Origin of the sequence: Polynucleobacter sp. AP-Sving-400A-A2 (assembly GCF_018688155.1) — a bacterium.
Classification (GTDB): domain Bacteria; phylum Pseudomonadota; class Gammaproteobacteria; order Burkholderiales; family Burkholderiaceae; genus Polynucleobacter.
In genome coordinates this window covers 1,090,741-1,112,663 of record NZ_CP061312.1, presented here as the reverse complement: position 1 = coordinate 1,112,663, position 21,923 = coordinate 1,090,741, and the positions used below count along the sequence as shown (strand labels likewise).

General features: G+C 46.6%; 16 protein-coding genes and 2 tRNA genes. 17 read left to right on the top strand and 1 reads right to left on the bottom strand.

Annotation, left to right across the window (positions count from 1 at the left end):
* The first annotated feature begins 12 nt into the window (after positions 1 to 12).
* From hrpA to C2758_RS05790, 15 genes are all read left to right on the top strand, one after another.
* Positions 13 to 4,095 carry an ATP-dependent RNA helicase HrpA gene (hrpA, locus tag C2758_RS05860; protein WP_251369139.1) on the top strand — a complete coding sequence of 1,361 codons (4,083 nt, stop codon included), beginning with the start codon at positions 13 to 15 and terminating at the stop codon, positions 4,093 to 4,095.
* 65 nt (positions 4,096 to 4,160) lie between these two features.
* Positions 4,161 to 5,981 carry an alpha/beta fold hydrolase gene (locus C2758_RS10810; protein ID WP_215327357.1) on the top strand — a complete coding sequence of 607 codons (1,821 nt, stop codon included), beginning with the start codon at positions 4,161 to 4,163 and terminating at the stop codon, positions 5,979 to 5,981.
* 15 nt (positions 5,982 to 5,996) lie between these two features.
* Entirely contained in the window at positions 5,997 to 8,018 is a 2,022-nt protein-coding gene (locus C2758_RS05850; RefSeq protein WP_215327356.1) for a bifunctional (p)ppGpp synthetase/guanosine-3',5'-bis(diphosphate) 3'-pyrophosphohydrolase, read from the top strand.
* A 19-nt stretch (positions 8,019 to 8,037) separates the two neighbouring features.
* Positions 8,038 to 8,114, top strand: a tRNA-Val gene (locus C2758_RS05845).
* A gap of 113 nt (positions 8,115 to 8,227) precedes the next feature.
* Positions 8,228 to 10,150 carry a threonine--tRNA ligase gene (gene thrS, locus C2758_RS05840; RefSeq protein ID WP_215327355.1) on the top strand — a complete coding sequence of 641 codons (1,923 nt, stop codon included), beginning with the start codon at positions 8,228 to 8,230 and terminating at the stop codon, positions 10,148 to 10,150.
* A 33-nt stretch (positions 10,151 to 10,183) separates the two neighbouring features.
* Entirely contained in the window at positions 10,184 to 10,717 is a 534-nt protein-coding gene (infC, locus tag C2758_RS05835) for a translation initiation factor IF-3 (protein ID WP_370624483.1), read from the top strand.
* 151 nt (positions 10,718 to 10,868) lie between these two features.
* Complete coding sequence (gene rpmI / locus C2758_RS05830; protein ID WP_046330084.1) at positions 10,869 to 11,066, top strand: 50S ribosomal protein L35; 198 nt, start codon at positions 10,869 to 10,871, stop codon at positions 11,064 to 11,066.
* 26 nt (positions 11,067 to 11,092) lie between these two features.
* On the top strand, positions 11,093 to 11,458 hold the full coding sequence (rplT, locus tag C2758_RS05825) for a 50S ribosomal protein L20 (RefSeq protein WP_015421011.1): 366 nt from the start codon (positions 11,093 to 11,095) through the stop codon (positions 11,456 to 11,458).
* Positions 11,459 to 11,486: 28 nt separating this feature from the next.
* Positions 11,487 to 12,533: a phenylalanine--tRNA ligase subunit alpha gene (gene pheS, locus C2758_RS05820; protein WP_215327354.1), complete on the top strand. Its 1,047-nt coding sequence runs from the start codon at positions 11,487 to 11,489 to the stop codon at positions 12,531 to 12,533.
* Positions 12,534 to 12,564: 31 nt separating this feature from the next.
* The gene (gene pheT, locus C2758_RS05815; protein ID WP_215327353.1) at positions 12,565 to 15,024 is read left to right on the top strand and encodes a phenylalanine--tRNA ligase subunit beta; all 2,460 of its coding nucleotides are present in this window, start codon (positions 12,565 to 12,567) and stop codon (positions 15,022 to 15,024) included.
* A 42-nt stretch (positions 15,025 to 15,066) separates the two neighbouring features.
* Positions 15,067 to 15,390, top strand: a complete 324-nt coding sequence (locus C2758_RS05810; RefSeq protein ID WP_046330087.1) for an integration host factor subunit alpha — start codon at positions 15,067 to 15,069, stop codon at positions 15,388 to 15,390.
* Entirely contained in the window at positions 15,368 to 15,718 is a 351-nt protein-coding gene (locus tag C2758_RS05805; protein WP_215327352.1) for a MerR family transcriptional regulator, read from the top strand. The genes C2758_RS05810 and C2758_RS05805 overlap by 23 nt, the downstream gene beginning before the upstream one ends.
* 25 nt (positions 15,719 to 15,743) lie before the next feature.
* Positions 15,744 to 15,820: transfer RNA gene (locus C2758_RS05800), tRNA-Pro, on the top strand.
* 22 nt (positions 15,821 to 15,842) lie between these two features.
* A complete protein-coding gene (locus tag C2758_RS05795; RefSeq protein WP_215327351.1) occupies positions 15,843 to 16,244 on the top strand; it encodes a PaaI family thioesterase in 402 nt (133 codons plus the stop codon).
* A gap of 200 nt (positions 16,245 to 16,444) precedes the next feature.
* The gene (locus tag C2758_RS05790; protein WP_215327350.1) at positions 16,445 to 16,729 is read left to right on the top strand and encodes an H-NS family nucleoid-associated regulatory protein; all 285 of its coding nucleotides are present in this window, start codon (positions 16,445 to 16,447) and stop codon (positions 16,727 to 16,729) included.
* Between the two features lie 85 nt (positions 16,730 to 16,814).
* Here the strand turns inward: C2758_RS05790 and C2758_RS05785 are convergent, their stop codons facing one another.
* Positions 16,815 to 17,516 (bottom strand): excisionase family DNA-binding protein, encoded by a 702-nt coding sequence (locus C2758_RS05785; RefSeq protein ID WP_215327349.1) that lies wholly within the window; start codon positions 17,514 to 17,516, stop codon positions 16,815 to 16,817.
* A gap of 295 nt (positions 17,517 to 17,811) precedes the next feature.
* Between C2758_RS05785 and C2758_RS05780 the strand changes: the two genes are divergently transcribed.
* Both C2758_RS05780 and odhB read left to right on the top strand, forming a co-directional pair.
* The gene (locus tag C2758_RS05780) at positions 17,812 to 20,667 is read left to right on the top strand and encodes a 2-oxoglutarate dehydrogenase E1 component (RefSeq protein WP_215327348.1); all 2,856 of its coding nucleotides are present in this window, start codon (positions 17,812 to 17,814) and stop codon (positions 20,665 to 20,667) included.
* Between the two features lie 42 nt (positions 20,668 to 20,709).
* Positions 20,710 to 21,918, top strand: coding sequence for a 2-oxoglutarate dehydrogenase complex dihydrolipoyllysine-residue succinyltransferase (odhB, locus tag C2758_RS05775; protein WP_215327347.1), 1,209 nt, complete (start codon positions 20,710 to 20,712; stop codon positions 21,916 to 21,918).
* Positions 21,919 to 21,923: the final 5 nt, after the last annotated feature.

Sequence of the window (21,923 nt, the reverse complement as noted above, 5' to 3'; positions counted from 1 at the left end):
GAAAATTATAGGGTGCAAGAGCCATTAAACCAACAAAAACCCAAAGCAAGCCCTGAGACTGTGCCTGCTTCCAACACCTCCCGACGGCTAGAGATTCGCTTTCCGGAGGAGTTGCCGGTATCTGGTCAACGTCAAATCATCAAAGATGCCTTGAGTTCTCATCAGGTTGTGATCGTCTGTGGTGAGACTGGTTCTGGTAAAACAACCCAATTACCCAAAATCTGTTTAGATCTGGGCAGGGGCACTATGAACGGTGGTCGCCTCATTGGGCACACACAACCTCGTCGCATTGCTGCTACAGCCACTGCAAAGCGTATCGCCCAGGAGTTGGGAACCCCAATTGGTCAAGACGTCGGCTACCAAGTGCGCTTTGCTGATAAGACCAGTCAGGGCGCTTCCATCAAGTTAATGACCGACGGCATCTTGCTAGCAGAAACGCAGCGAGACCCTCAGCTGCGTGCCTACGACACTCTCATTATCGATGAGGCTCATGAACGTAGCCTCAATATTGATTTTCTATTAGGCTATCTGCGGCAGTTGCTCCCCAAGCGCCCAGACCTCAAGTTGATCATTACTTCAGCGACTATTGATGCAAAGCGTTTTTCAGATCATTTCTCATTAAATGGCAAGTCTGCTCCGGTAATTGAGGTGAGTGGGCGACTTTTCCCGGTTGAGCAACGTTACGAACCACTAGAGCCTGATGTGAAGCCTGACGGAAAAAAAGAATCTAAAGAGGCCAAGGAGCTTTCGGACGCAGTAACAGAAGCAATTGCAAAAGTATGGCGTGAAGGCGTATCTGGTGCGGGCGATGTGCTGGTCTTCCTACCCGGTGAGCGGGAGATTCGGGATTGTGCTGAAACGCTCAGAAAAGACCATGTAATTCAGCAGCGTTTCCATCCGGAGATTTTGAGTCTTTTTGCTCGGCAATCGGTTGCAGAGCAAGAGCGTGTATTTAATCCTGGTAACGGTCGACGAATTATTTTGACGACTAACGTTGCCGAGACCTCATTAACAGTTCCCAATATTCGTTATGTGGTCGATAGCGGTTTGGCACGAGTCAAGCGTTATTCCTATCGCAATAAAGTAGAGCAACTGCAAATCGAGTCAATTTCACAGGCGGCAGCCAATCAGCGAGCAGGTCGTTGTGGTCGTGTGTCAGATGGTATTTGTATTCGTCTCTATAGCGAGCAAGATTATTTAAGTCGTCCCAAATTTACTGATCCAGAAATTTTGCGCAGCTCATTAGCGGCGGTCTTGCTTCGCATGAGCTCTCTACGTTTACCTCGTATACAAGAATTTCCATTTATTGATAAACCCTTGGGTCGCGCGATTGCCGACGGGGTACAGCTTCTAGATGAGTTGGGCGCCATCGTCTATGACGATGTCACCATCAATAACGATACAGATAGCAACAGCAGATTCAAGCTCACCTCTATTGGTAAGCAGTTAGCAGATCTGCCATTAGATCCTCGGATTGGTCGAATGCTATTAGCAGCTAAGGAGCACAACGCATTACGTGAGGTCACTATCATTGCCTCCGCTTTGGCTACACAAGATCCTCGTGATCGACCCATGGATCAAGCAGCTGCCGCTGACCAAGCGCATTTGCAGTTTGCTGATGAGCGTTCCGAGTTTCTGAGTTTCGTCAAATTGTGGGATTGGCATCAAGATGCCCTAAAGCACAAGCATAGCAATCGACAATTAGAGAATCTATGTCGTAGTAAGTTTTTGTCACCAAGACGTCTGCGTGAATGGCGCGATGTTCATGCTCAACTGCACACCATGTTGGCTGAAAAGGGTTGGAGAGAAAATCCATCTGCTGCTACTTACGAACAAGTTCATCTTTCACTATTAACTGGCCTCTTAGGTTATGTAGCTAAAAAAGAAGAGGATGAAAAATCTCAAGAGCGTGGTAGTAAGACGGGCAGCTATATGGGTGCTCGCGGTATTCGTCCCTTTATTTGGCCGGGTTCAACGATTGGCAAAAAAGCCGGCGCTTGGATTTTGGCTGGCGAACTGCAAGAAACTAATCGCATGTACGCTCGCACGATTGCCAAAATCGAGCCTGGGTGGGTTGAGAAGGTTGCAGCCCACCGTCTGATTAAATCTTTGAGTGAGCCATTCTGGGATAGCCGACAAGGAGAGGTCATGGCCTTTGAGCGCGGCACTCTATATGGCCTGCCAATTTATCACGGTCGTCGCGTGCGTTATGAGCCTCACAATCCAAAAGATGCTCGTAACTTGTTTATTACCCAGGCCTTAGTTCAAGAAGAGATGTTTGGCCGTATGGATAGCCCTGCATTAATGCGAGAGACCGAAGCCGATGCTAGAAAAAAATATCCTGGGACTTTTGAATTCTTTTGGCATAACCGCAGACTGATTAAGGAGATTGAAGCTTTAGAGCATCGCTCACGACGTCCCGATGTGTTGGTGGATGATGATCTCCTTTTTGCTTTTTATGATTCACGCATTCCTGAAGATGTTCTAAGTAGGGAAAGTATGAAAGCCTGGTTGCTAAAGACATTGGCAAACAAAGGCGTTGCCGAGGAGAGTCCTGACAGTCTTTTGCGCCTAGCTAAAGCAGATTTAATGCGCCACGAGGCTGCCGGCATTACGGTAGATCGCTATCCAAAAAAGATGATGGTTGGTGGTAGCGAACTGAGTTTGACTTATCATTTTGAGCCCGGCAGTCCCAAAGATGGAGTAACGCTGGTAGTGCCTTTAACTCTATTGAATCAGGTTGATGGTCGTCGATGTGATTGGTTGGTGCCAGGCATGTGTGAAGAAAAAATTGGGTTATTACTCAAATCACTTCCTCAGAAATTACGTCGCCACTGCCTCCCACTGCCCGAGTATGCAAAATCGTTTTTAGAGCGGATGTTATCAAGCAAGCAGTTTGGGGTAGGTGATTTTTTAGACACCCTCATTACCGATATTCGTAAAGAACGTGGCTTAGAAATTAAGCGTACTGATTTCAGGCCAGAATCCTTACCTTTACATTCTTCAATGAATTTTCGTCTGGTGGATGAGCACGGCCGCCAATTAGAGTTGGAACGTAATTTATCCCGATTGCGAGCTGAGTATGGAGAGACTGCTCGCACAGCCTTCCAGGCCATAGCGCAGCAAGCAGTTCATGATGAGCTCGGGAGTGCTACCCCAGTAAATAATTTAGCGCCTATTGGTAAAACCAATCAAAGCGCTAATGCATCTTTAGTAAAAACGGTCGAGCAGGGTGGTTATCGAAGCTGGGACTTTGGTGAACTGCCCGAGACTCTAGAAATTCAGAAAGGCAATCGCACTTTATTTGGCTATCCCGCCTTGGTCGATCGTACCGAAGCATGTGATCTTGAAGTGTTTGATGATTTATTGGAAGCTAGAAAACATCATTGGCAAGGATTGCGCAGATTATTCGCACTATCGAATAAAGACACACTCAAGGCACTACAAAAACAACTCCCTGGAATTCGGGAGCTTGGTTTGCTCTTTATTAATATTGGGTCTGTTGATAGCTTAATTGAGCAAATTCTGAATCTTGCATTAGAGCGGGCATTTATGAATGACCCACTACCAGTAAATGCCGAGCAATTTGCAGAGCGTTTGCAAGCAGGCAAGCCTCGTTTAGCTCTGATTGCACAGGAGATTTCAAAGCATGCCTTGGCGGCCTTGCAGGCTTATGCGGATCTTCAAAAGAAATTGTCTCAAGCCAAGGCTGCCTCAGCTACTGCTCATGTGGATATTCAGAATCAGGTCCAGGGGCTCATATTTCCTAAATTTGTTTCAGATACGCCATATAGCCAGTTAGTACATTTCCCTCGCTATCTCAAGGCTATTGCCATGCGCATTGATAAATTGCGTGCTAACCCTAGCCGTGATTCACAGTGCCAAAAAGATTGGGAGTCGGTTGCCAGACCATGGCAAAAACTCGTTCAGGCTGGCCATGGCTCTGCTGCATATACTACTAATGAAGATCAGGCTTTAGCGGACTTTCGTTGGCAACTCGAGGAATTGAGAGTGGCTCTATATGCCCAAGAGTTAAAGACCCCAAGCCCAATGTCCTTAAAGCGCCTAGAAAAGGTCTTGGCTAGCTTGCGTTAGGTCTTTTTTATAGATAGTGAAATAATGAGGTTAATGACCCCATTTTCTTTTTTAAAGATTCCTTTATGAGCGTTGTAGATCATTCACTTCACGCACACAAGCAGGGTGATGCTAAGCATACCCATAGCAAGGAAGTCTCTAACCAGAATCTCCTGCTGATTGCCTTGGTGCTTACACTGGGTTTTTCAGGAGTTGAGGGTGCTGCTGCTTACTTTGCAAATTCTTTAGCGCTAATATCGGATGCGGGTCATATGGTGACCGATGCTGCCGCACTGGGTTTAGCATTGCTAGCTCAAATCATTTCCCGTCGTCCACCATCAGCAAAACATTCGTTTGGATTCGGCAGAGCCGAGGCCTTAGCGGCTTTTGTCAATAGCATTGCAATGCTGGCATTAGTTGCATGGATTATGTTTGAGGCAGTGAGTCGATTCTATGACCCGCATAAAGTGGATGGCTTAACTGTCACGATAGTGGCTGCCATTGGTTTGGTAATGAATATTGTGGTGGCATGGGTGCTGTCGCGCGATAAAAAGAGTGTCAATACCCGCGCCGCCTTGGTTCATGTCATGGGTGACTTGCTGGGATCTATAGCTGCTCTGATTGCAGGTATTGTGATTCAGCTTACTGGATGGATGCCGATTGATGCCATCTTATCTATCTTGGTCTCTCTCTTAATCTTAAAATCTACCATTTCAATTTTGAAGGAGTCGTATCACTTCCTCATGGAAGGGGTGCCACTACATATCGACTATTTACAGGTCGGTCAAGATTTAAAAAAGGTGCCAGGTGTTTTGGCGGTGCATGATCTGCATGTTTGGGAGATGACGCCCAGCTTCCCAGCACTGATTGGCCATATTGAAATTGAGCGTATTGGCGAATGGCCTGAAATCATGGCGCGTATCAATCAGATGCTATTTGATAAACACGGAATTGATCATGTTACCTTGCAGCCAGAGGTTCCTGGCATAGCAGATGAGCATACGCATGACGCACACCTGAATAATGAGATTCAAAAGTCGAATGTCCTTCATCGTGGTGATACCTTCTTTGTGACTTGCACTAGTCCTGACGGTCCTCATCGCATAGCCTACCACGCCTGGGGTAATCCTAATAACTCGAAGGTATTAGTGTGTGTTCATGGACTGACGCGCAGGGGGAGTGATTTCAAAACCCTGGCTGAGGCAATGAATCAGGACTATTACGTTGTGTGTCCAGATGTAGTGGGACGAGGTGATTCTGATCGACTCAAGAACCCTATGCACTATGGCGTTCCTCAGTACGTTGCAGACATGGCGAGCTTGATTAAACAGCTTAACCTTACACAAGTGAATTGGTTTGGAACCTCTATGGGTGGTTTGATTGGCATGGTCTATGCCGCAATGCCCAAGAGTCCAATTCGCAGGATGTTAATTAATGATGTGGGTCCACGCATTGAGCCTGAAGCTATCAAGCGTTTAGGCTCATATGTTGGCCAGCCTTTTAGCTTTTCTAATCGTACCGATGCTTTGCAGCGCCTCAATGAGATCTGCACATCTTTTGGCAGTCACACTCCAGAAGAGTGGGAGATTTATAACGGCCCCATGCTCGTGCAAAAAGAGGGTCTTTGGGTAATGCATTACGACCCGGATATCTCTGTGCCGTTTGCATCGGTTAATCCAATTATGGCAAAGGCGGGAGAGATGGCGATGTGGCATGCCTTCAAGCAAATCCATATCCCGATGTTGATTGTGCGTGGCGGGGAATCCGATTTGCTTTCAGCAAAAACTGTAGCCGAGATGTGCAAAGTTAACCCCTACATTCGGAGTATTGAAATTCCAGAGGTTGGTCATGCACCTGCCTTTGTGAAATCAGAACAAGTGGCTTTAGCAAAAGAATTCTTTAGTTAAGGATTTCAGTCACCCATGTCAAATGCTTCTTCTGCATCTGAGAGCATCAAAATTATTGATGGCTGGTATGGTGAGCCTTCTGAAAATCATACCGCTGGCGTTCTCGGCATACTGAAGCTGCTTCACTTAGATGAGGCAACACTCACAGCTGCACATCATATTGCCCGCACTCACGGCAAAGAATCACTCACCAAACTCATTGGCGATGAGTCGGCGAGACTACTGATTGGTTACCGTGGCCTACGGCAAGCTCAAGCTAAGCTGGTTCGCAATGATGGCGGTCTGAGTATTTCTGGGCAAGAAGAAATGCTCAGAAAGATGCTGCTCGCTTTTGGAGATGACTTGCGCGTCGTTTTGATTTATCTTGCTTCGCGCTTACAAACGCTGCGTTGGATCAATCAAGAAAAAATCGAGATGCCAAAAGCTTGGGCACAAGAGATTCTCAATATTGATGCATCGCTTGCTAATCGCCTTGGTATTTGGCAAATGAAATGGGAGATGGAGGACTTGGCATTTCGAGTTCTCTCTCCAGAGATCTACCGCGACATCGCTAAGATGTTGGATGGCAAGCGTATTGAGCGTGAATCTTTTATTCATCAGATTGTGAGTAAGCTGAAAGAGGAATTAAATGCCACCCATATTGAAGGTGAGGTTCAAGGTCGCCCAAAGCACATCTACAGTATTTGGAAAAAGATGCAGGGTAAGTCAATCGACTTCGCCAATCTCTATGACGTCAGGGCGTTTAGAGTCCTAGTAGATGACGTTAAATCTTGTTACGCTATTTTAGGAATAGTGCATAACGTCTGGCAGCCTGTGCCACGTGAATTTGATGACTACATTGCCAGACCAAAACCAAACGGCTATCAATCTTTACATACTGTAGTAATGGATGAACATGGGACGGCATTTGAGATTCAGGTGCGTACTCATGAAATGCATCAACAGGCTGAGTATGGCTTAGCTGCGCACTGGCGTTACAAAGAGGGTGCTTATATTGGTACTGCAACTCCGCCTAGAAATAAATCCAATGACACAAATTCCAGTTATCAAACTGGTACCCATAGTGCGGCAGTTGCCTATGAGCGCCAAATTGCTTGGGCAAGGCAACTCATCTCCTGGAAAGAAGATGCTTGGGAGCAACTCAAGCACCATGAGATCGATGACCATATTTATGTACTCACTCCATTAGGAAAAGTCATTTCATTGGAGAAGGGTTCATCGCCCATCGACTTTGCATATGCAGTTCATACCGACCTGGGTCACCGTTGTCGTGGCGCTCGAGTAGATGGTGCGATGGTGCCTTTAGATACGCCATTGCAAAATGGCCAGACTATTGAAATCATTGCTGTAAAACATGGTGGTCCCTCACGCGATTGGATTAGTCCGAGTCGCAATTACTTGCGTTCACAGCGTGCTCGCACACGTGTACGCGCTTGGTTTAATGCTTTGGATGATGAAGAGGCGGGGTCTAAGTCCGCTGACACTAAGGTGGAACAAAAGACGGAGACGAAAGCAATTACTCCAGCCCCAGAAATTGTTCTTAAACAAAGCACTCGTAAGCAGGGTCAGGCAGGTGATGTTTTGGTAGTTGGGGTGGATTCCTTGATGACTCAGTTGGCGCGGTGTTGCCGGCCGGTACCACCCGATGCGATTGCAGGTTTTGTGACCCAAGGTCGTGGCGTATCCATTCATCGACGCTCATGCAAAACATTTAGAGGTTTATTGGAGCGAGCTCCCGAGCGCGTCATCCAAACCGCCTGGAATGATTCTGGGTCTGAAATAACTGCCGGAAATGATCCTAAGCGTGTATTTCCTGCGGATTTAGCCGTAACCGGGCTAGACCGCCCTGAGCTGATGCGCGAGCTGTTTGAGATTCTGACAAGGCAGGGTATCCATGTGATTGATCTTCGCAAATCTGCCAAGCGGGGTCTTGCGCAAATACTGTTGACGGTGGAGATTAAAGACTCGGAAGCCTTGAGACTTACCCAAAATGCCCTGGAAGAAGTCAAAGGGGTGACCCAAGTGCGCCGCCGGTGATAAACTCTATGGCTTATATAGGCTCGTAGCTCAGCTGGTTAGAGCACCACCTTGACATGGTGGGGGTCGTTGGTTCGAGTCCAATCGAGCCTACCAACGAATAATGACCCAAAAGTGCGCGGTTGCCCAAAAGCTCCCGCGCTTTCTTTTTGGTGGATGTTGTGCAGTAAATCAGTCTTTCGGCTGAATCTTAATAAGATGGAGCGGTCATGCTTGTAGTTACCCTGCCAGATGGATCTAAACGTGAGTTCGAAGCTCCCGTACGCGTTCTTGATGTTGCCCAAAGCATTGGAAGCGGCCTTGCCAAAGCTGCCCTCGGCGGCATTGTTGATGGGAAGATGGTTGATGCTAGCTTTGTGATCGACAAAGATAGTCAATTAGCCATCATCACGGACAAAAGCCCAGAAGCGCTGGAGATTGTGCGTCATTCCACTGCCCACTTATTGGCCTATGCCGTTAAAGAGTTATTCCCAGAGGCACAAGTCACGATTGGCCCAGTAATCGAAAACGGTTTTTATTACGACTTCTCATTTCATCGTGCGTTTACGCCTGAAGATTTGGTGACAATTGAGAAGAAAATGGCTGAGCTGGCTAAAAAAGATGAGCCAGTGATTCGTACAGTAATGCCGCGTGATGAAGCCGTGAAGTTCTTTAAAGATCAAGGCGAAAATTACAAAGCAGAGATTATTTTTAGCATCCCGCAGGGTGAAGATGTGTCTTTGTATGCTGAGGGCAAGTTTACTGACTTATGCCGCGGACCCCATGTGCCATCTACTGGCAAGCTCAAGGTCTTCAAGCTTCTGAGTGTTGCTGGTGCTTACTGGCGTGGCGATAGCAAGAATGAGATGCTGCAACGGATCTACGGCACGGCTTGGTTGAAAAAAGAAGATCAAGATGCGCATTTGCATATGCTCGAAGAAGCTGAGAAGCGTGACCACCGTCGCCTCGGTAAGTTCTTAGATTTATTTCACTTTCAAGCTGAAGCACCTGGTTTAATTTTCTGGCATCCAAAAGGCTGGTCTATTTGGCAAGAAGTTGAACAGTACATGCGCCGCGTTTATCAGCGCGAAGGCTACCAAGAGGTCAAGGCCCCGCAAATTTTGGATCGCGGCCTTTGGGAAAAGTCTGGCCACTGGGATAACTACAAGGAAAACATGTTTACAACGGAGTCGGAGAATCGTGCTTATGCATTAAAGCCGATGAACTGCCCGGGACATGTACAGATTTTTAATTCAGGATTACACAGCTATCGTGAATTGCCATTACGCTACGGCGAGTTTGGTCAGTGTCACCGTAACGAACCGTCTGGTGCATTGCATGGTTTGATGCGCGTCCGCGGTTTCACACAAGATGATGGTCATATTTTCTGTACTGAAGATCAAATTCAGTCTGAAGTAGCTGCATTCGATAAAGCGGTTCGTGAGGTTTACCAAGACTTTGGTTTTACTGAAGTCGCTGTAAAGCTCGCCTTGCGCCCAATAAAGCGCGTTGGTGATGATGCTATTTGGGATAAAGCGGAGGCTGCCTTACGTGGCGCCTTGACCGCTTCAGGCCAAGAATGGGAAGAATTGCCAGGTGAGGGTGCTTTTTATGGTCCGAAGATCGAATATCACCTCAAGGACTCCATCGGGCGTACTTGGCAGTGCGGCACGATTCAGGTGGATTTCTCAATGCCAGCCCGTTTAGGCGCTGAATATGTGACCGAAGAGAACACCCGTAAGGCCCCAGTGATGCTTCATAGGGCAATTGTGGGCTCTTTAGAGCGTTTTATCGGTATTTTGATCGAAAACCACGCTGGAAATATGCCAGTTTGGCTTGCTCCGACTCAGGCTGTAGTCCTCAATATCTCGGATAATTCTGCTGCATATGCTCAAAAAGTCCAGCAATCTCTGAAAAAACAAGGGTTTAGAGTCGAATCGGATTTGCGAAATGAGAAAATTACGTATAAAATACGCGAGCACGCATTACAGAAGCTCCCATTTTTGTTAGTTGTAGGGGACAAAGAAGCAGAAAGTAATTCGGTGGCCGTTCGTGCCCGTGGCGGAGTGGATTTAGGGGTAATGCCTCTTGATGCCTTCGTTGCCCGACTCCAGCAGGATATTTCTCAGAAAGTCGGACCCGAGCTTAGCTAGGGGTGGAATGGTTTTTATTGTTTTTTTAAAGGAATTAAGAAGATCGCTACTGATAAATCGCAGCGCATAAATCGGGAGATTACTGCTCCTGAAGTGCGTCTGATTGGACTGGATGGAGAACCCATCGGTGTAGTTAAGTTGAGTGAAGCCCTGGCTTTAGCAGAAGAGAAAGAGACCGATTTGGTTGAAATTGCTCCGACAGCTGTGCCACCTGTAGTCCGGATCATGGACTTCGGCAAATTCAAGTACCAAGAAGCCAAACGTTTGCATGAAGCTAAGCTCAAGCAAAAGGTGATTCAGGTGAAGGAAGTGAAGTTCCGTCCCGGCACAGATGATGGTGACTATGGTGTGAAGCTACGCAATCTAATCCGCTTTTTGGAAGATGGCGATAAGACAAAGATTACGCTGCGGTTTCGGGGTCGTGAAATGGCTCACCAAGAAATCGGAGTCAGAATGTTGGAACGTTTGAAGTCAGACCTGATTGAGCATGGTCAAGTAGAACAATTTCCAAAGATGGAAGGTCGCCAGATGGTGATGGTATTGGCCCCCATTCGTAAGGCTAAGTAATAAATCCAATCGCAAGATGGGGTTTGTTGTTTAAGTAGGGAGGAGTCCCTAAGAATTAATAAGGGCTCTGGTAGTTAGAAGTGCTTCTAGGTACAGGAAGCGTAACCGTCGGTTACCACCTATGTTGCACAAGTAATTGAAGGGGTGCTTTATGCCCAAGATGAAGAGTAAGAGTAGCGCCAAAAAGCGCTTCACGGTTCGCGCAGGCGGAACGATCAAACGAGGTCAGGCCTTCAAACGCCACATCCTCACCAAGAAGACCACAAAGAATAAGCGTCACCTACGTGGTACTACTGAAGTTGCGAAGGCAGACGTTAAGTCAATTCGCTCCATGCTTCCATACGCTTAACCTCAGACTAGATTAGGAGAATTTAAATGCCAAGAGTCAAACGTGGGGTTACAGCAAGAGCCCGTCATAAGAAAATCACCGATGCCGCAACAGGCTATCGTGGACGTCGTAAAAACGTATTCCGTATTGCTAAGCAAGCAGTTATGCGTGCTGGTCAATATGCATACCGCGACCGTCGTAATAAGAAACGTGTATTCCGCGCATTGTGGATTGCTCGTATCAACGCGGCAGTTCGTCAGCATGACATGACCTATAGCGTATTCATGAATGGTATGAAGAAAGCTGCGATCGAACTCGACCGCAAAGTGCTTTCTGATATGGCCATTGCTGACAAGGCGGCTTTCGCTGCTTTGGTTACTCGGATCAAATCCGTAGTAAGCGCTGCAGCTTAATTCTTAGTTCATAAAAAACTAAGCTGCAATGGTTTCTCTCGACCACATTGTCGAGGATGCTAAACGTGATTTCCTCGGAGCTGCCGATTCGGCAGCTCTTGAAGACGCGAAAGCCAAGTATCTCGGTAAGTCAGGTGTTCTCACTGAGCGTTTAAAAGCGCTTGGTGGAATGTCGCCTGATGAGCGTAAGAGTGCTGGCGCCCAGATTAATCAAATCAAAACCCAAGTAGAAGCTGCATTACAAGAGCGTCGCCAAGCATTGGCTGATGCCGTATTGCTGCAACGTCTTGCGGCGGAATCCATTGACGTTTCCTTGCCTGGCCGTGGCCAAGCAGTAGGTAGCCTACATCCAGTGATGCGTACCTGGGAACGTGTTGAAGAGATCTTCCGTTCCGTTGGTTTTGATGTAGCTGACGGCCCTGAAATTGAAACCGATTGGTTTAATTTCACCGCCTTAAATAGTCCTGAGAATCATCCTGCTCGTTCAATGCAGGATACCTTCTATATCGATGGCAAAGATTCCAGTGGAAAGCCTTTGCTATTGCGTACTCATACCAGCCCAATTCAGGTTCGTTATGCGAGTGAGCATGTCAAGAAATACGCCCATGCCGATGTGATGCCACCAATCAAGGTAATTGCCCCTGGCAGAACCTATCGCGTGGATAGCGATGCAACCCATTCGCCGATGTTTCATCAGGTTGAAGGTTTGTGGATTGCAGAAAGTGTTTCCTTTGCTGATTTAAAAGGTGTGTACACCGATTTCTTAAGAACTTTTTTCGAGACAAATGAACTGCAAGTTCGTTTCCGCCCATCGTATTTCCCATTCACTGAGCCTTCAGCTGAAATCGATATGGCCTTCGGTAGCGGCAAGTTAGCCGGCCGTTGGTTAGAGATTTCTGGAGCAGGGCAGGTTCATCCAAATGTATTGCGCAATATGGGTATTGATCCAGAACGCTATACCGGTTTTGCTTTTGGCTCTGGCTTAGAGCGTTTAACGATGTTACGTTACGGTGTTGATGATTTACGCCTTTTCTTTGAGAACGACCTCCGTTTCTTAGCGCAATTTCCGGCTTAACTCGCCAACCCTCTAATAGTAGATAGCGCATATGCAATTTTCTGAATCTTGGTTACGTCAATATGTAAACCCTTCGCTGGATAGCAGTGCATTAGGTCATGTCATGACGATGGCTGGCCTTGAGGTCGAAGAGCAGCGTTCAGTAGCCCCTGCATTCACGAAAATTGTAGTTGCTCAAATTCTTTCAGCTGAGCAGCATCCTGATGCAGACCGCTTGCGTGTTTGCAAAGTTGACGCAGGAACTGGCCAAGAATTACAAATAGTATGTGGTGCACCGAATGCGCGTGCTGGCATCAAAATCCCTTGCGCTATGGTTGGAGCAGAACTGCCGCCAGCAGAAGCCGGTGGCCAGCCTTTCATGATTAAGATTGGCAAGCTACGCGGCGTAGAAAGCCAAGGCATGTTGTGCTCTGGTCGCGAGCTGGGCTTGGGTGATGACCACGAAGGTATTTTGGAGTTGCCTGCAGATGCACCAGTGGGTGAGGATATTCGTAAATACTTAAACCTAGATGACCAGATCTTTGTTATCAAGTTAACACCCAATAAGGCTGATTGTTTATCTCTGATAGGTATGGCACGTGAAGTGTCGGCCATTACAGGTGCTGCCTTGTGTGCACCCAAGTGGACGCCAGTAAACGTCACTATTGCCGATAAGCTCAAAGTGACCGTTGAAAACACTGATCTTTGCGGACGTTTTGCTGGTCGCGTGATTCGTGGCGTTAATCCAAAATCTAAAACTCCGGATTGGATTGTGCAGCGTTTATCTCGTGCTGGTCAAAGGAGTATTTCTCCTTTAGTTGATTTGTCTAATTATGTGATGTTAGAAATGGGTCAGCCGACCCATGTATTTGATATAAATAAATTGACTGGTGACTTATCGGTTCGTTGGGCAAAGTCTGGTGAAAACCTTGAGTTATTGAATGGCCAGACAGTTGTTTTGCAAGGCCCAGATTCTGCAGGCAAGATTCAAGATGCTGGTGTGGTTGCCGATCAAAATGGTCCTGTAGCGTTAGCTGGGATTATGGGCGGCAATCATTGCGCCGTGACTGATGACACTAAAAATATTTATATTGAAGCCGCTTACTGGCAGCCTTCGGCTATTCAGGGTCGTGCTCGTCGTTTTAATTTCAGTACCGATGCGGCGCATCGCTTTGAGCGTGGTGTTGATCCGCAAAATACAGCTAACTGTCTGGAATATTTAACTGCTCTGATTGTTGAGGTATGTGGTGGTCAAGTTGGCCCAATGGATGATCAAGTATTGGCTATTCCTGAGCGCAAGCCAGTCAATATGCGTTTAGCTCGCGCTATGAAAGTCATCGGTATCCCACTCACCACTGAAATTGTTGCTGATGTGTTCAAGCGCCTTGGTTTTGAGTTCAAACAAGAAGCAGGTGATGTATTTGTGGTGACACCACCAAGCTATCGCTTTGATATTGAAATTGAAGAAGATTTAATCGAAGAAGTCGCACGCATGTACGGCTTTGAAAATATTCCTGATGTACCGCCAGTCTCCTCCTTAAAAATGAGCGCTAGGGCTGAGTCAAAGCGCGGGGTGCATTTATTGCGCCAGCGTTTAGCTCTACAAGGCTATCAAGAGGCGGTGAACTTTGGATTTACCGATCTTGAGAGTGAGCAGCGTTTAGCTGCAGCTACTGAAAAAGATCTTATTCCCGTACTTAACCCGATTGCCAATCAATATGGCGTCATGCGCAGCAATCTATGGGGTGGCTTACTGGGTACTCTCAAGTCAAATCTGAATCGTGGTGCTGGCCGTGTCCGCCTATTCGAGACGGGTCGTGTATTTAAGCGTGATGCTAGCGTGCAGGAAGAGGCTGGCAAAGTTGCAGGCTTTCATCAGCCGCAGCAGCTTGGTGGCTTGGCTTACGGCTCATTTGTAGCGGAGCAGTGGGCAAGTGCTGATCGTGCAGTCGATTTCTTTGACGTTAAGGGTGATTTGGAGCGTGTGCTCGATCCCTTACACTTCGAAACTGAGGCAGCCGTTCATCCAGCGCTCCATCCTGGCCGCAGTGCACAAATTCAGTTAATGACACCAACGGGCAAGCTCAATATTGGCTGGATTGGTGAATTACATCCGGGCTTGCAGCAAGCTTACGAGTTGCCACAAGCACCAGTGCTCTTTGAAATGGATTTAGAGGCTGTTCGCAATTTAGATATTCCGCAGCCAGAAGAGTTGAGTAAATTCCCTGCAGTGCAGCGTGATTTGGCGGTAGTGGTAAAGCAGAGCGTTTCCTCACAGACTTTGCTAGATGCAATGAATGCGAAGAAGCAAAACTTTGTTAAGGCAATTGAGCTCTTTGATGAGTTCAAGCCAAAAGCTGGCTCTAGCAGTATGGCTGATGATGAGAAGAGCTTGGCTTACCGTGTGACTTTGCTCAATCCACAGGAAACGCTACAGGATGCACAAATTGAAGCGGTAATGAATGCTTTATTAGCGACACTTGAAAAAAATTGCGCAGCCCGTCTGCGCTAGGTTTAATATTAGCAACAGATCTAGTAAGAAGAGACTTTCGCCATGAATGATTTAGTTAGCAACGATACCGTTACCAAGAATGAGCTCTCGGAAGCTCTCTTTGATCAAGTTGGCTTAAATAAGCGCGAAGCCAAGGATATGATTGACGCCTTCTTTGACCGTATTGGAAAATCTCTGGAGACGGGCGTTGAGGTTAAGATTTCTGGATTTGGTAATTTCCAGTTACGCAATAAATCTGCCCGTCCAGGCCGTAATCCAAAAACTGGGCAAATGATTCCAATTGCAGCCCGTCGCGTTGTGACATTTCATGCAAGTCAAAAGCTCAAGGACGTAGTTGAGTCTCATGCTCGAGAAAACAGCATTTGACGCTGGGTCGGTGCTGCTGAGTTCGCAGCTTCCCCCAATTCCTTCTAAGCGTTATTTCACTATCGGTGAGGTATCCGATCTTTGTGCCGTTCGTTCTCATGTATTGCGCTATTGGGAGCAAGAGTTCACCCAATTAAGTCCACAAAAGCGTCGCGGTAACCGTCGCTACTATCAGCACCATGAAGTTGTCTTAATTCGCAAGATTAGGACGCTCTTATATGAAGAGGGCTTCACGATCAGCGGCGCCCGCAATCGTCTTGATGAGGCTCGTGGTGAGCTTCGCTTGCGCGATGAGTTGCAAGCTGTCCTGCAAATTCTCTCTAAATAGTTACTGATACAATTTCTTTTCCCGTCGGGGCGTAGCGCAGCCTGGTAGCGTACATGCATGGGGTGCATGTGGTCGGAGGTTCAAATCCTCTCGCCCCGACCATTCAACTTCGCATCCTCTTCCTATGACATCAAACTCAAATAACACTACGTATTTTGGATTGACCATCCCGTTTTTAGCTCACTTAGGGGTTGTTCCTGAGTATGCCGAAGGGGGTAAGTCGCGCATTAGCCTGGTCATCAAACCAGAATTTGAGAATAGCTTTCAGATTGCTCATGGCGGTGTCGTCATGACCCTCCTAGACTTTGCGATGGGGGCAGCAGCTCGCAGTACCGTGAACCAACAACTTGGCGCTATGACCATTGACATGAACGTCAGCTTCCTGCGCCCAAGTATTGGCAAGATTGTGGTGGAGGGTAGTGTTCTGAAATTTGGTAAAACGATTCATTACTGTGAAGCGGTAGTTTTAAATGAGGCTGGTGAAATTACTGCTAAATCTAGTGGTACATTTATGCTGAGAAGATAATCTTAATTCATTTATTATAAATATAATATTTATAATGATTTTTTAATAATTCCAACATTAATACTAAAATCAATAACCTATACAGGTTTTATGGTTTATTTACTTAGATTTCTATCTAGTTAATATTAAGCGTATAATCTTAGACTTAGAAATAATTATCTTATGATTATCTCGTAACTAATATTCGGAGAAATTACTAAATGTCATCTTATAAAGAGCTTTTAGCCCAGCGCGAACAGTTAGATAAACAAATTAAAGAAGCAGTTTTACGTGAAAAGGCCGACGGCATTGCTAAAGCCAAGCTCATCATTGAGCAATATGATTTGACAGCTTCAGACTTATTTAGTCGTAAAGCTGGCGTTCGCAGTTCTGGCGCTAAGGTTGCCCCAAAGTACCGTAATCCCTCTACTGGTGATACCTGGACTGGTCGCGGTAAGGCGCCAAAATGGATTGAAGGTAGAGATCGCAGTAACTTCTTAATCTAAACCATTGATTTAAATAGAAATTTTATTTAAAAAAGCCGCTCATAGCAAGATTGAGCGGCTTTTATGTTTTTTGAACCTTGAGACTCTATGCACACTTTCTATTGAGCGCCTGAATAAATATAGGCTCTAAGAGTTCGTGGCGATTTTTATCTCCCACGGTGTTTTCAAGTTCAGGATTAGTAGCTGGATAGCCAATAATCAAAGGATTTTGGTCAATTAGGCCGTTTTCAAGCTCCTCTTGAAGTACTTCAGGGTAGCGTGACTTTACTCCAACCGTATTTTCATCAGCCAGGCTGATAACCCCAGGATGAAGGCGAATAAATCCCTCGTCTACCAAAATGGGAATGCGCTGCGTGTCCCTGTTTTTGCTCAAGTAATGGATTAGGTGTACCTGCTCAACTGGTGGAATCAGTGCATCTAGGAATATGAGGTCGGGGGAAATTGAAACGGCCTTCATCAGACCCTCAAGGCTATCAACAGATACTTCCATATCCACTTTTAGCTGCCAGCATTGTATAGATTCGATTAATTCATGGCTATTTTCAGCCCTTCTGAATATCCCCATGGCAATGCAGTTTTGGGTAGTTTTTTGGCGCATTGCTCTTTTGCGACGTGCTAACTGTTGATCTAAAGAGCTTGCCAAGATGCGCCGGTGACCACCACGCGTCTTCCAGGCGATTAATTCACCTAATTCAACCATTTTCTGGACCGTGCCAAGTGATACCTGCAGCACTTTTGCGCTTTGACGGGTGCTTAGATATTCCAATTCTGGGGTAATCGCTTTCATATGTCCCTAATCTCATTAATTTATTTGGAGATTTAGAGAATACGAATCAAGTCTGGGGGAATCTGTCAGGCATGGTTTAAATCAAAGTAGGAAAATTCTTATTCAGCCCTTAAACAGTGAGGATTGCATTGAAAGCCCCTTTAATAAGGGAAAGTCCTTTATGAATCAATGGGTAGTCGTGTTAAATTAGCGTGTAAGAGTATTCGCACAGATCAATTCGTAAAGCGGTTTAGCCGCAGAGCGAATGGTTTTAACCACAGTCTTTATTCGGGAAACCCGATGAAAGGTGAGCATCATGATGCAAGATCAAAGAGATAGCTCCTATCTCTTCGGTGGAAACGCCCCTTACGTAGAGGAACTCTACGAATCCTATTTGCACGATCCAGGCTCTGTAGCTGACCATTGGCGAGATTATTTTGATAATGTGAAGCAAGTCCCAGCAGTAGATGGCTCTTCTAGATCAGACGTTGCCCATGGACCTATCGTTGCTTCCTTTGCTGAGCGAGCTAAGCAAGGCCCTATCAGAACAGTTTCTGATTCGGCTGACTCTGAGATGGGGCGCAAACGCGTTGCCGTTCAGCAGTTAATCGCCGCATATCGTAACGTGGGTAATCGCTGGGCCGATATTGATCCCTTGAAGCGAATTGAGCGCAAGGATATTCCAGAGTTAGATCCTGCTTTTTATGGTTTCACTGACGGCGATATGGATATCGTCTTCAATACTAGTAACACTTTCTTTGGTCGTAACGAAATGACCTTGCGTGATTTACTGCAAGCATTGCGTCAAACTTACTGCGGCACCTTGGGTGCTGAGTACATGTTTATTGCTGACCAGACCATCAAGAAATGGTGGCAAGAAAAATTAGAGTCGATTCGTTCAACTCCTAGATTTAATATGGACGAGAAGCGCCATATTTTAGATCGCGTGACTTCAGCAGAGGGTTTGGAGCGTTATCTTCAAGCAAAGTATGTTGGTCAAAAGCGTTTCTCTCTTGAGGGTGGTGAGAGTTTTATCGCTTGTATGGACGAATTGATTCGTGAGTCCGGCTCTAAAGGCGTTCAAGAGATTGTGATTGGTATGGCCCATCGTGGCCGACTCAATGTGCTGGTGAACGTCTTAGGAAAAATGCCTTCAGATCTTTTTGCTGAGTTTGAGCACAAAGGTCCAGAAACATTGCCTGCGGGTGATGTGAAATATCACCAAGGTTTCTCGAGCGATATTTCTACTCCAGCCGGACCCGTTCATCTATCGCTTGCATTTAACCCCTCCCATTTAGAAATCGTGAACCCAGTAGTAGAAGGGTCTGCACGCGCTCGTATGGAGCGCCGTGGTGATATGGTGGGCGAGCAGGTATTGCCAGTATTAGTGCATGGAGATGCCGCTATTGCAGGTCAAGGCGTGATGCAAGAAACCTTAGCAATGGCAGAGGTGCGCGGTTACTACACTGGCGGCACGATTCATATCGTGATTAATAATCAGATTGGTTTCACTACATCCGATCCTCGTGATTTGCGTTCTAGCTTGTATTGCACAGACATCATGAAGGTGATTGATGCGCCTGTATTGCATGTGAATGGCGATGATCCTGAAGCGGTTGTTCTGGCTACCAAGCTAGCTGTTGAGTTCCGCACACAGTTCCACAAAGATGTTGCGATTGATATTGTTTGCTTCAGAAAGCTGGGTCATAACGAGCAAGATACCCCAGCAATGACGCAACCATTGATGTACAAAATCATCGCGGCTCATCCGGGTACACGCAAGTTGTATGCAGATAAATTAGAAGCTCAAGGTGTATTGCCTGCCGGCACCGGTGAATTAATGGTGAAAGAGTATCGTGCGGCCATGGATGCTGGTAAGCAGACTTCTGACCCTGTCCTTAGTAACTTCAAAGGTAAGTTTGCGGTTGACTGGTCTCCATTCCTCAATAAGCGTTGGACTGATGAAGCCGATACTGCCATCCCTTTGACCGAGTGGAAGCGATTAGCCGAGCGAGTGTCTACTGCTCGAGAGGGATTCAAGGTGCACCCACTGGTTGAAAAGGTCTTAAAAGATCGTGCCGCCATGGGCCGCGGAGAAACCAATGTTGATTGGGGCATGGGTGAGCATATGGCTTTCGCATCTCTAGTGGCGAGCGGTTATCCAGTTCGCTTATCAGGCGAGGATAGTGGCCGCGGCACCTTCACTCATCGTCATGCTGTTTTGCATAATCAAAACCGCGAAAAATGGGATACCGGGGTCTACATTCCCCTGCGCCATATCGCCAAAGATCAAGCTCCTTTTTTGGTAATTGATTCCATCCTCTCCGAAGAGGCTGTGCTTGGTTTTGAGTATGGTTACGCTGCAGCAGAGCCAAATACCCTAACTATTTGGGAGGCTCAGTTCGGCGACTTTGCAAATGGTGCTCAAGTGGTGATCGACCAATTTATCGCTTCAGGAGAAGTGAAGTGGGGTCGTGCAAACGGCTTGGTCATGATGTTACCTCACGGCTATGAGGGCCAAGGTCCCGAACACTCATCCGCACGTTTAGAGCGCTTCATGCAGTTATGTGCTGACACTAATATGCAAGTGATTCAGCCAACGACTGCATCGCAGATCTTCCACGTCTTGCGTCGCCAAATGATTCGTCAGTTCCGCAAGCCGCTGATCTTGATGACACCAAAATCATTGTTGCGTAATAAAGAAGCTGCTTCGCCATTGTCTGAGTTTACAAAGGGTGGTTTTCATACCATTCTTGGGGAGCGCGATGAGAGCATCGATGGCAAAAAGGTAACTCGATTAATCATGTGTTCTGGCAAAGTCTATTACGACTTAGCCAAAGCACGTACCGAGAAAAAACTAGAGGATGTAGCGATTATTCGTTTGGAGCAGCTCTATCCATTCCCGCACAAAGCGTTGACTGTTGAGTTAAAGAAATATCCAAACTTGGAAGAGGTGGTGTGGTGTCAAGACGAGCCACAAAACCAAGGCGCTTGGTTCTTTGTTCAGCACAATATCTTGGAGAATATGTCTGAGGGGATGAAGTTGTCCTATGCGGGCCGCCCAGCTTCTGCTTCACCAGCTTGTGGCTACGCTCACCTCCATCAAGAACAACAGAAGTCACTTCTGAATGCAGCATTCGCAAAACTAAAGGGTTATGTCATTACGAAGTAATCGTAGACCTCACTCACATATAAATACTAAACAGGATTAATCATGGCTATTTTTGAAGTTAAAGTTCCCCAGCTCTCAGAGTCAGTAGCAGAAGCTACTTTGTTGCAATGGAAAAAGACAGTTGGCGATGCTGTCGGTCAAGATGAGATTTTGATTGAAATTGAAACTGACAAAGTTGTGCTGGAAGTTCCTTCACCGTCTGCTGGTGTCATCACAGAAATCCTGATTGCTGATGGTGGCACAGTAATTGCTGAGCAGTTGATTGCGAAGATTGATAGCACCGCTGTTGCTGCTGCAGCTCCTGTGGCAGCTGCACCAGCACCTGCAGCCGCTCCAGCTGCTGCATCAGCTAAAGCTGCGCCCGCAGCAAAATCAAGTGGCGCTGCGGCTGCACCTTCTGCAGCAAAAATTTTGGCTGAGAACAATATGACCACAGGTCAAGTTACAGGCTCTGGTCGTGATGGTCGCGTGACAAAAGGTGATGCGCTCAATGCTGTTGCTGGAAGTGCAGCCCCTGCTGCATTACCTAGTACACCAATTCCGTCGGGCAACCGTCCAGAAGAGCGCGTGCCAATGAGCCGCTTGCGTGCCCGTATTGCTGAGCGTCTGCTGGAGTCTCAAGCAAACAACGCCATCTTGACTACCTTTAATGAAGTCAATATGGCCCCAGTAATTGCTATGCGTAATAAGTACAAAGATCAGTTTGAAAAAGTTCACGGTGTGAAGTTAGGCTTCATGTCCTTCTTCGTTAAAGCGGCTACCCATGCTTTGAAGAAGTTCCCATTATTGAACGCATCGGTTGATGGCAATGATATCGTGTATCACGGTTACTTTGACATTGGTATTGCAGTGAGCTCACCACGTGGTTTGGTGGTTCCCATTCTGCGTGATGTGGATCAAATGAATTTGGCTGACATCGAGAAAAAGATTGCGGAGTTTGGTATAAAAGCTCGCGAAGGTAAGTTGTCATTGGAAGATTTAACCGGCGGCACATTCTCCATCTCTAATGGCGGTGTGTTTGGTTCGATGCTGTCTACTCCAATTATTAATCCTCCGCAGTCTGCGATCTTGGGTATTCATGCAACTAAAGAGCGTGCAGTAGTTGAGAACGGCCAAATTGTGATTCGTCCGATTAACTACCTAGCTTTGTCATATGACCACCGCATTATTGACGGTCGTGAGGCAGTGCTTGGTTTAGTCGCTATGAAGGATGCATTGGAAGATCCTTCACGCCTTCTCCTTGACCTTTAAGAGAG

Bases quoted from the DNA above. Each gene is read 5' to 3' on its own strand.
- C2758_RS10810 (WP_215327357.1), top strand. From the start codon at position 4,161: ATGAGCGTTGTAGATCATTCACTTCACGCACACAAGCAGGGTGATGCT.
- C2758_RS05850 (WP_215327356.1), top strand. From the start codon at position 5,997: ATGTCAAATGCTTCTTCTGCATCTGAGAGCATCAAAATTATTGATGGC.
- thrS (WP_215327355.1), top strand. From the start codon at position 8,228: ATGCTTGTAGTTACCCTGCCAGATGGATCTAAACGTGAGTTCGAAGCT.
- rpmI (WP_046330084.1), top strand. From the start codon at position 10,869: ATGCCCAAGATGAAGAGTAAGAGTAGCGCCAAAAAGCGCTTCACGGTT.
- rplT (WP_015421011.1), top strand. From the start codon at position 11,093: ATGCCAAGAGTCAAACGTGGGGTTACAGCAAGAGCCCGTCATAAGAAA.
- pheS (WP_215327354.1), top strand. From the start codon at position 11,487: ATGGTTTCTCTCGACCACATTGTCGAGGATGCTAAACGTGATTTCCTC.
- pheT (WP_215327353.1), top strand. From the start codon at position 12,565: ATGCAATTTTCTGAATCTTGGTTACGTCAATATGTAAACCCTTCGCTG.
- C2758_RS05810 (WP_046330087.1), top strand. From the start codon at position 15,067: ATGAATGATTTAGTTAGCAACGATACCGTTACCAAGAATGAGCTCTCG.
- C2758_RS05805 (WP_215327352.1), top strand. From the start codon at position 15,368: ATGCTCGAGAAAACAGCATTTGACGCTGGGTCGGTGCTGCTGAGTTCG.
- C2758_RS05795 (WP_215327351.1), top strand. From the start codon at position 15,843: ATGACATCAAACTCAAATAACACTACGTATTTTGGATTGACCATCCCG.
- C2758_RS05790 (WP_215327350.1), top strand. From the start codon at position 16,445: ATGTCATCTTATAAAGAGCTTTTAGCCCAGCGCGAACAGTTAGATAAA.
- C2758_RS05785 (WP_215327349.1), bottom strand. From the start codon at position 17,516: ATGAAAGCGATTACCCCAGAATTGGAATATCTAAGCACCCGTCAAAGC.
- C2758_RS05780 (WP_215327348.1), top strand. From the start codon at position 17,812: ATGATGCAAGATCAAAGAGATAGCTCCTATCTCTTCGGTGGAAACGCC.
- odhB (WP_215327347.1), top strand. From the start codon at position 20,710: ATGGCTATTTTTGAAGTTAAAGTTCCCCAGCTCTCAGAGTCAGTAGCA.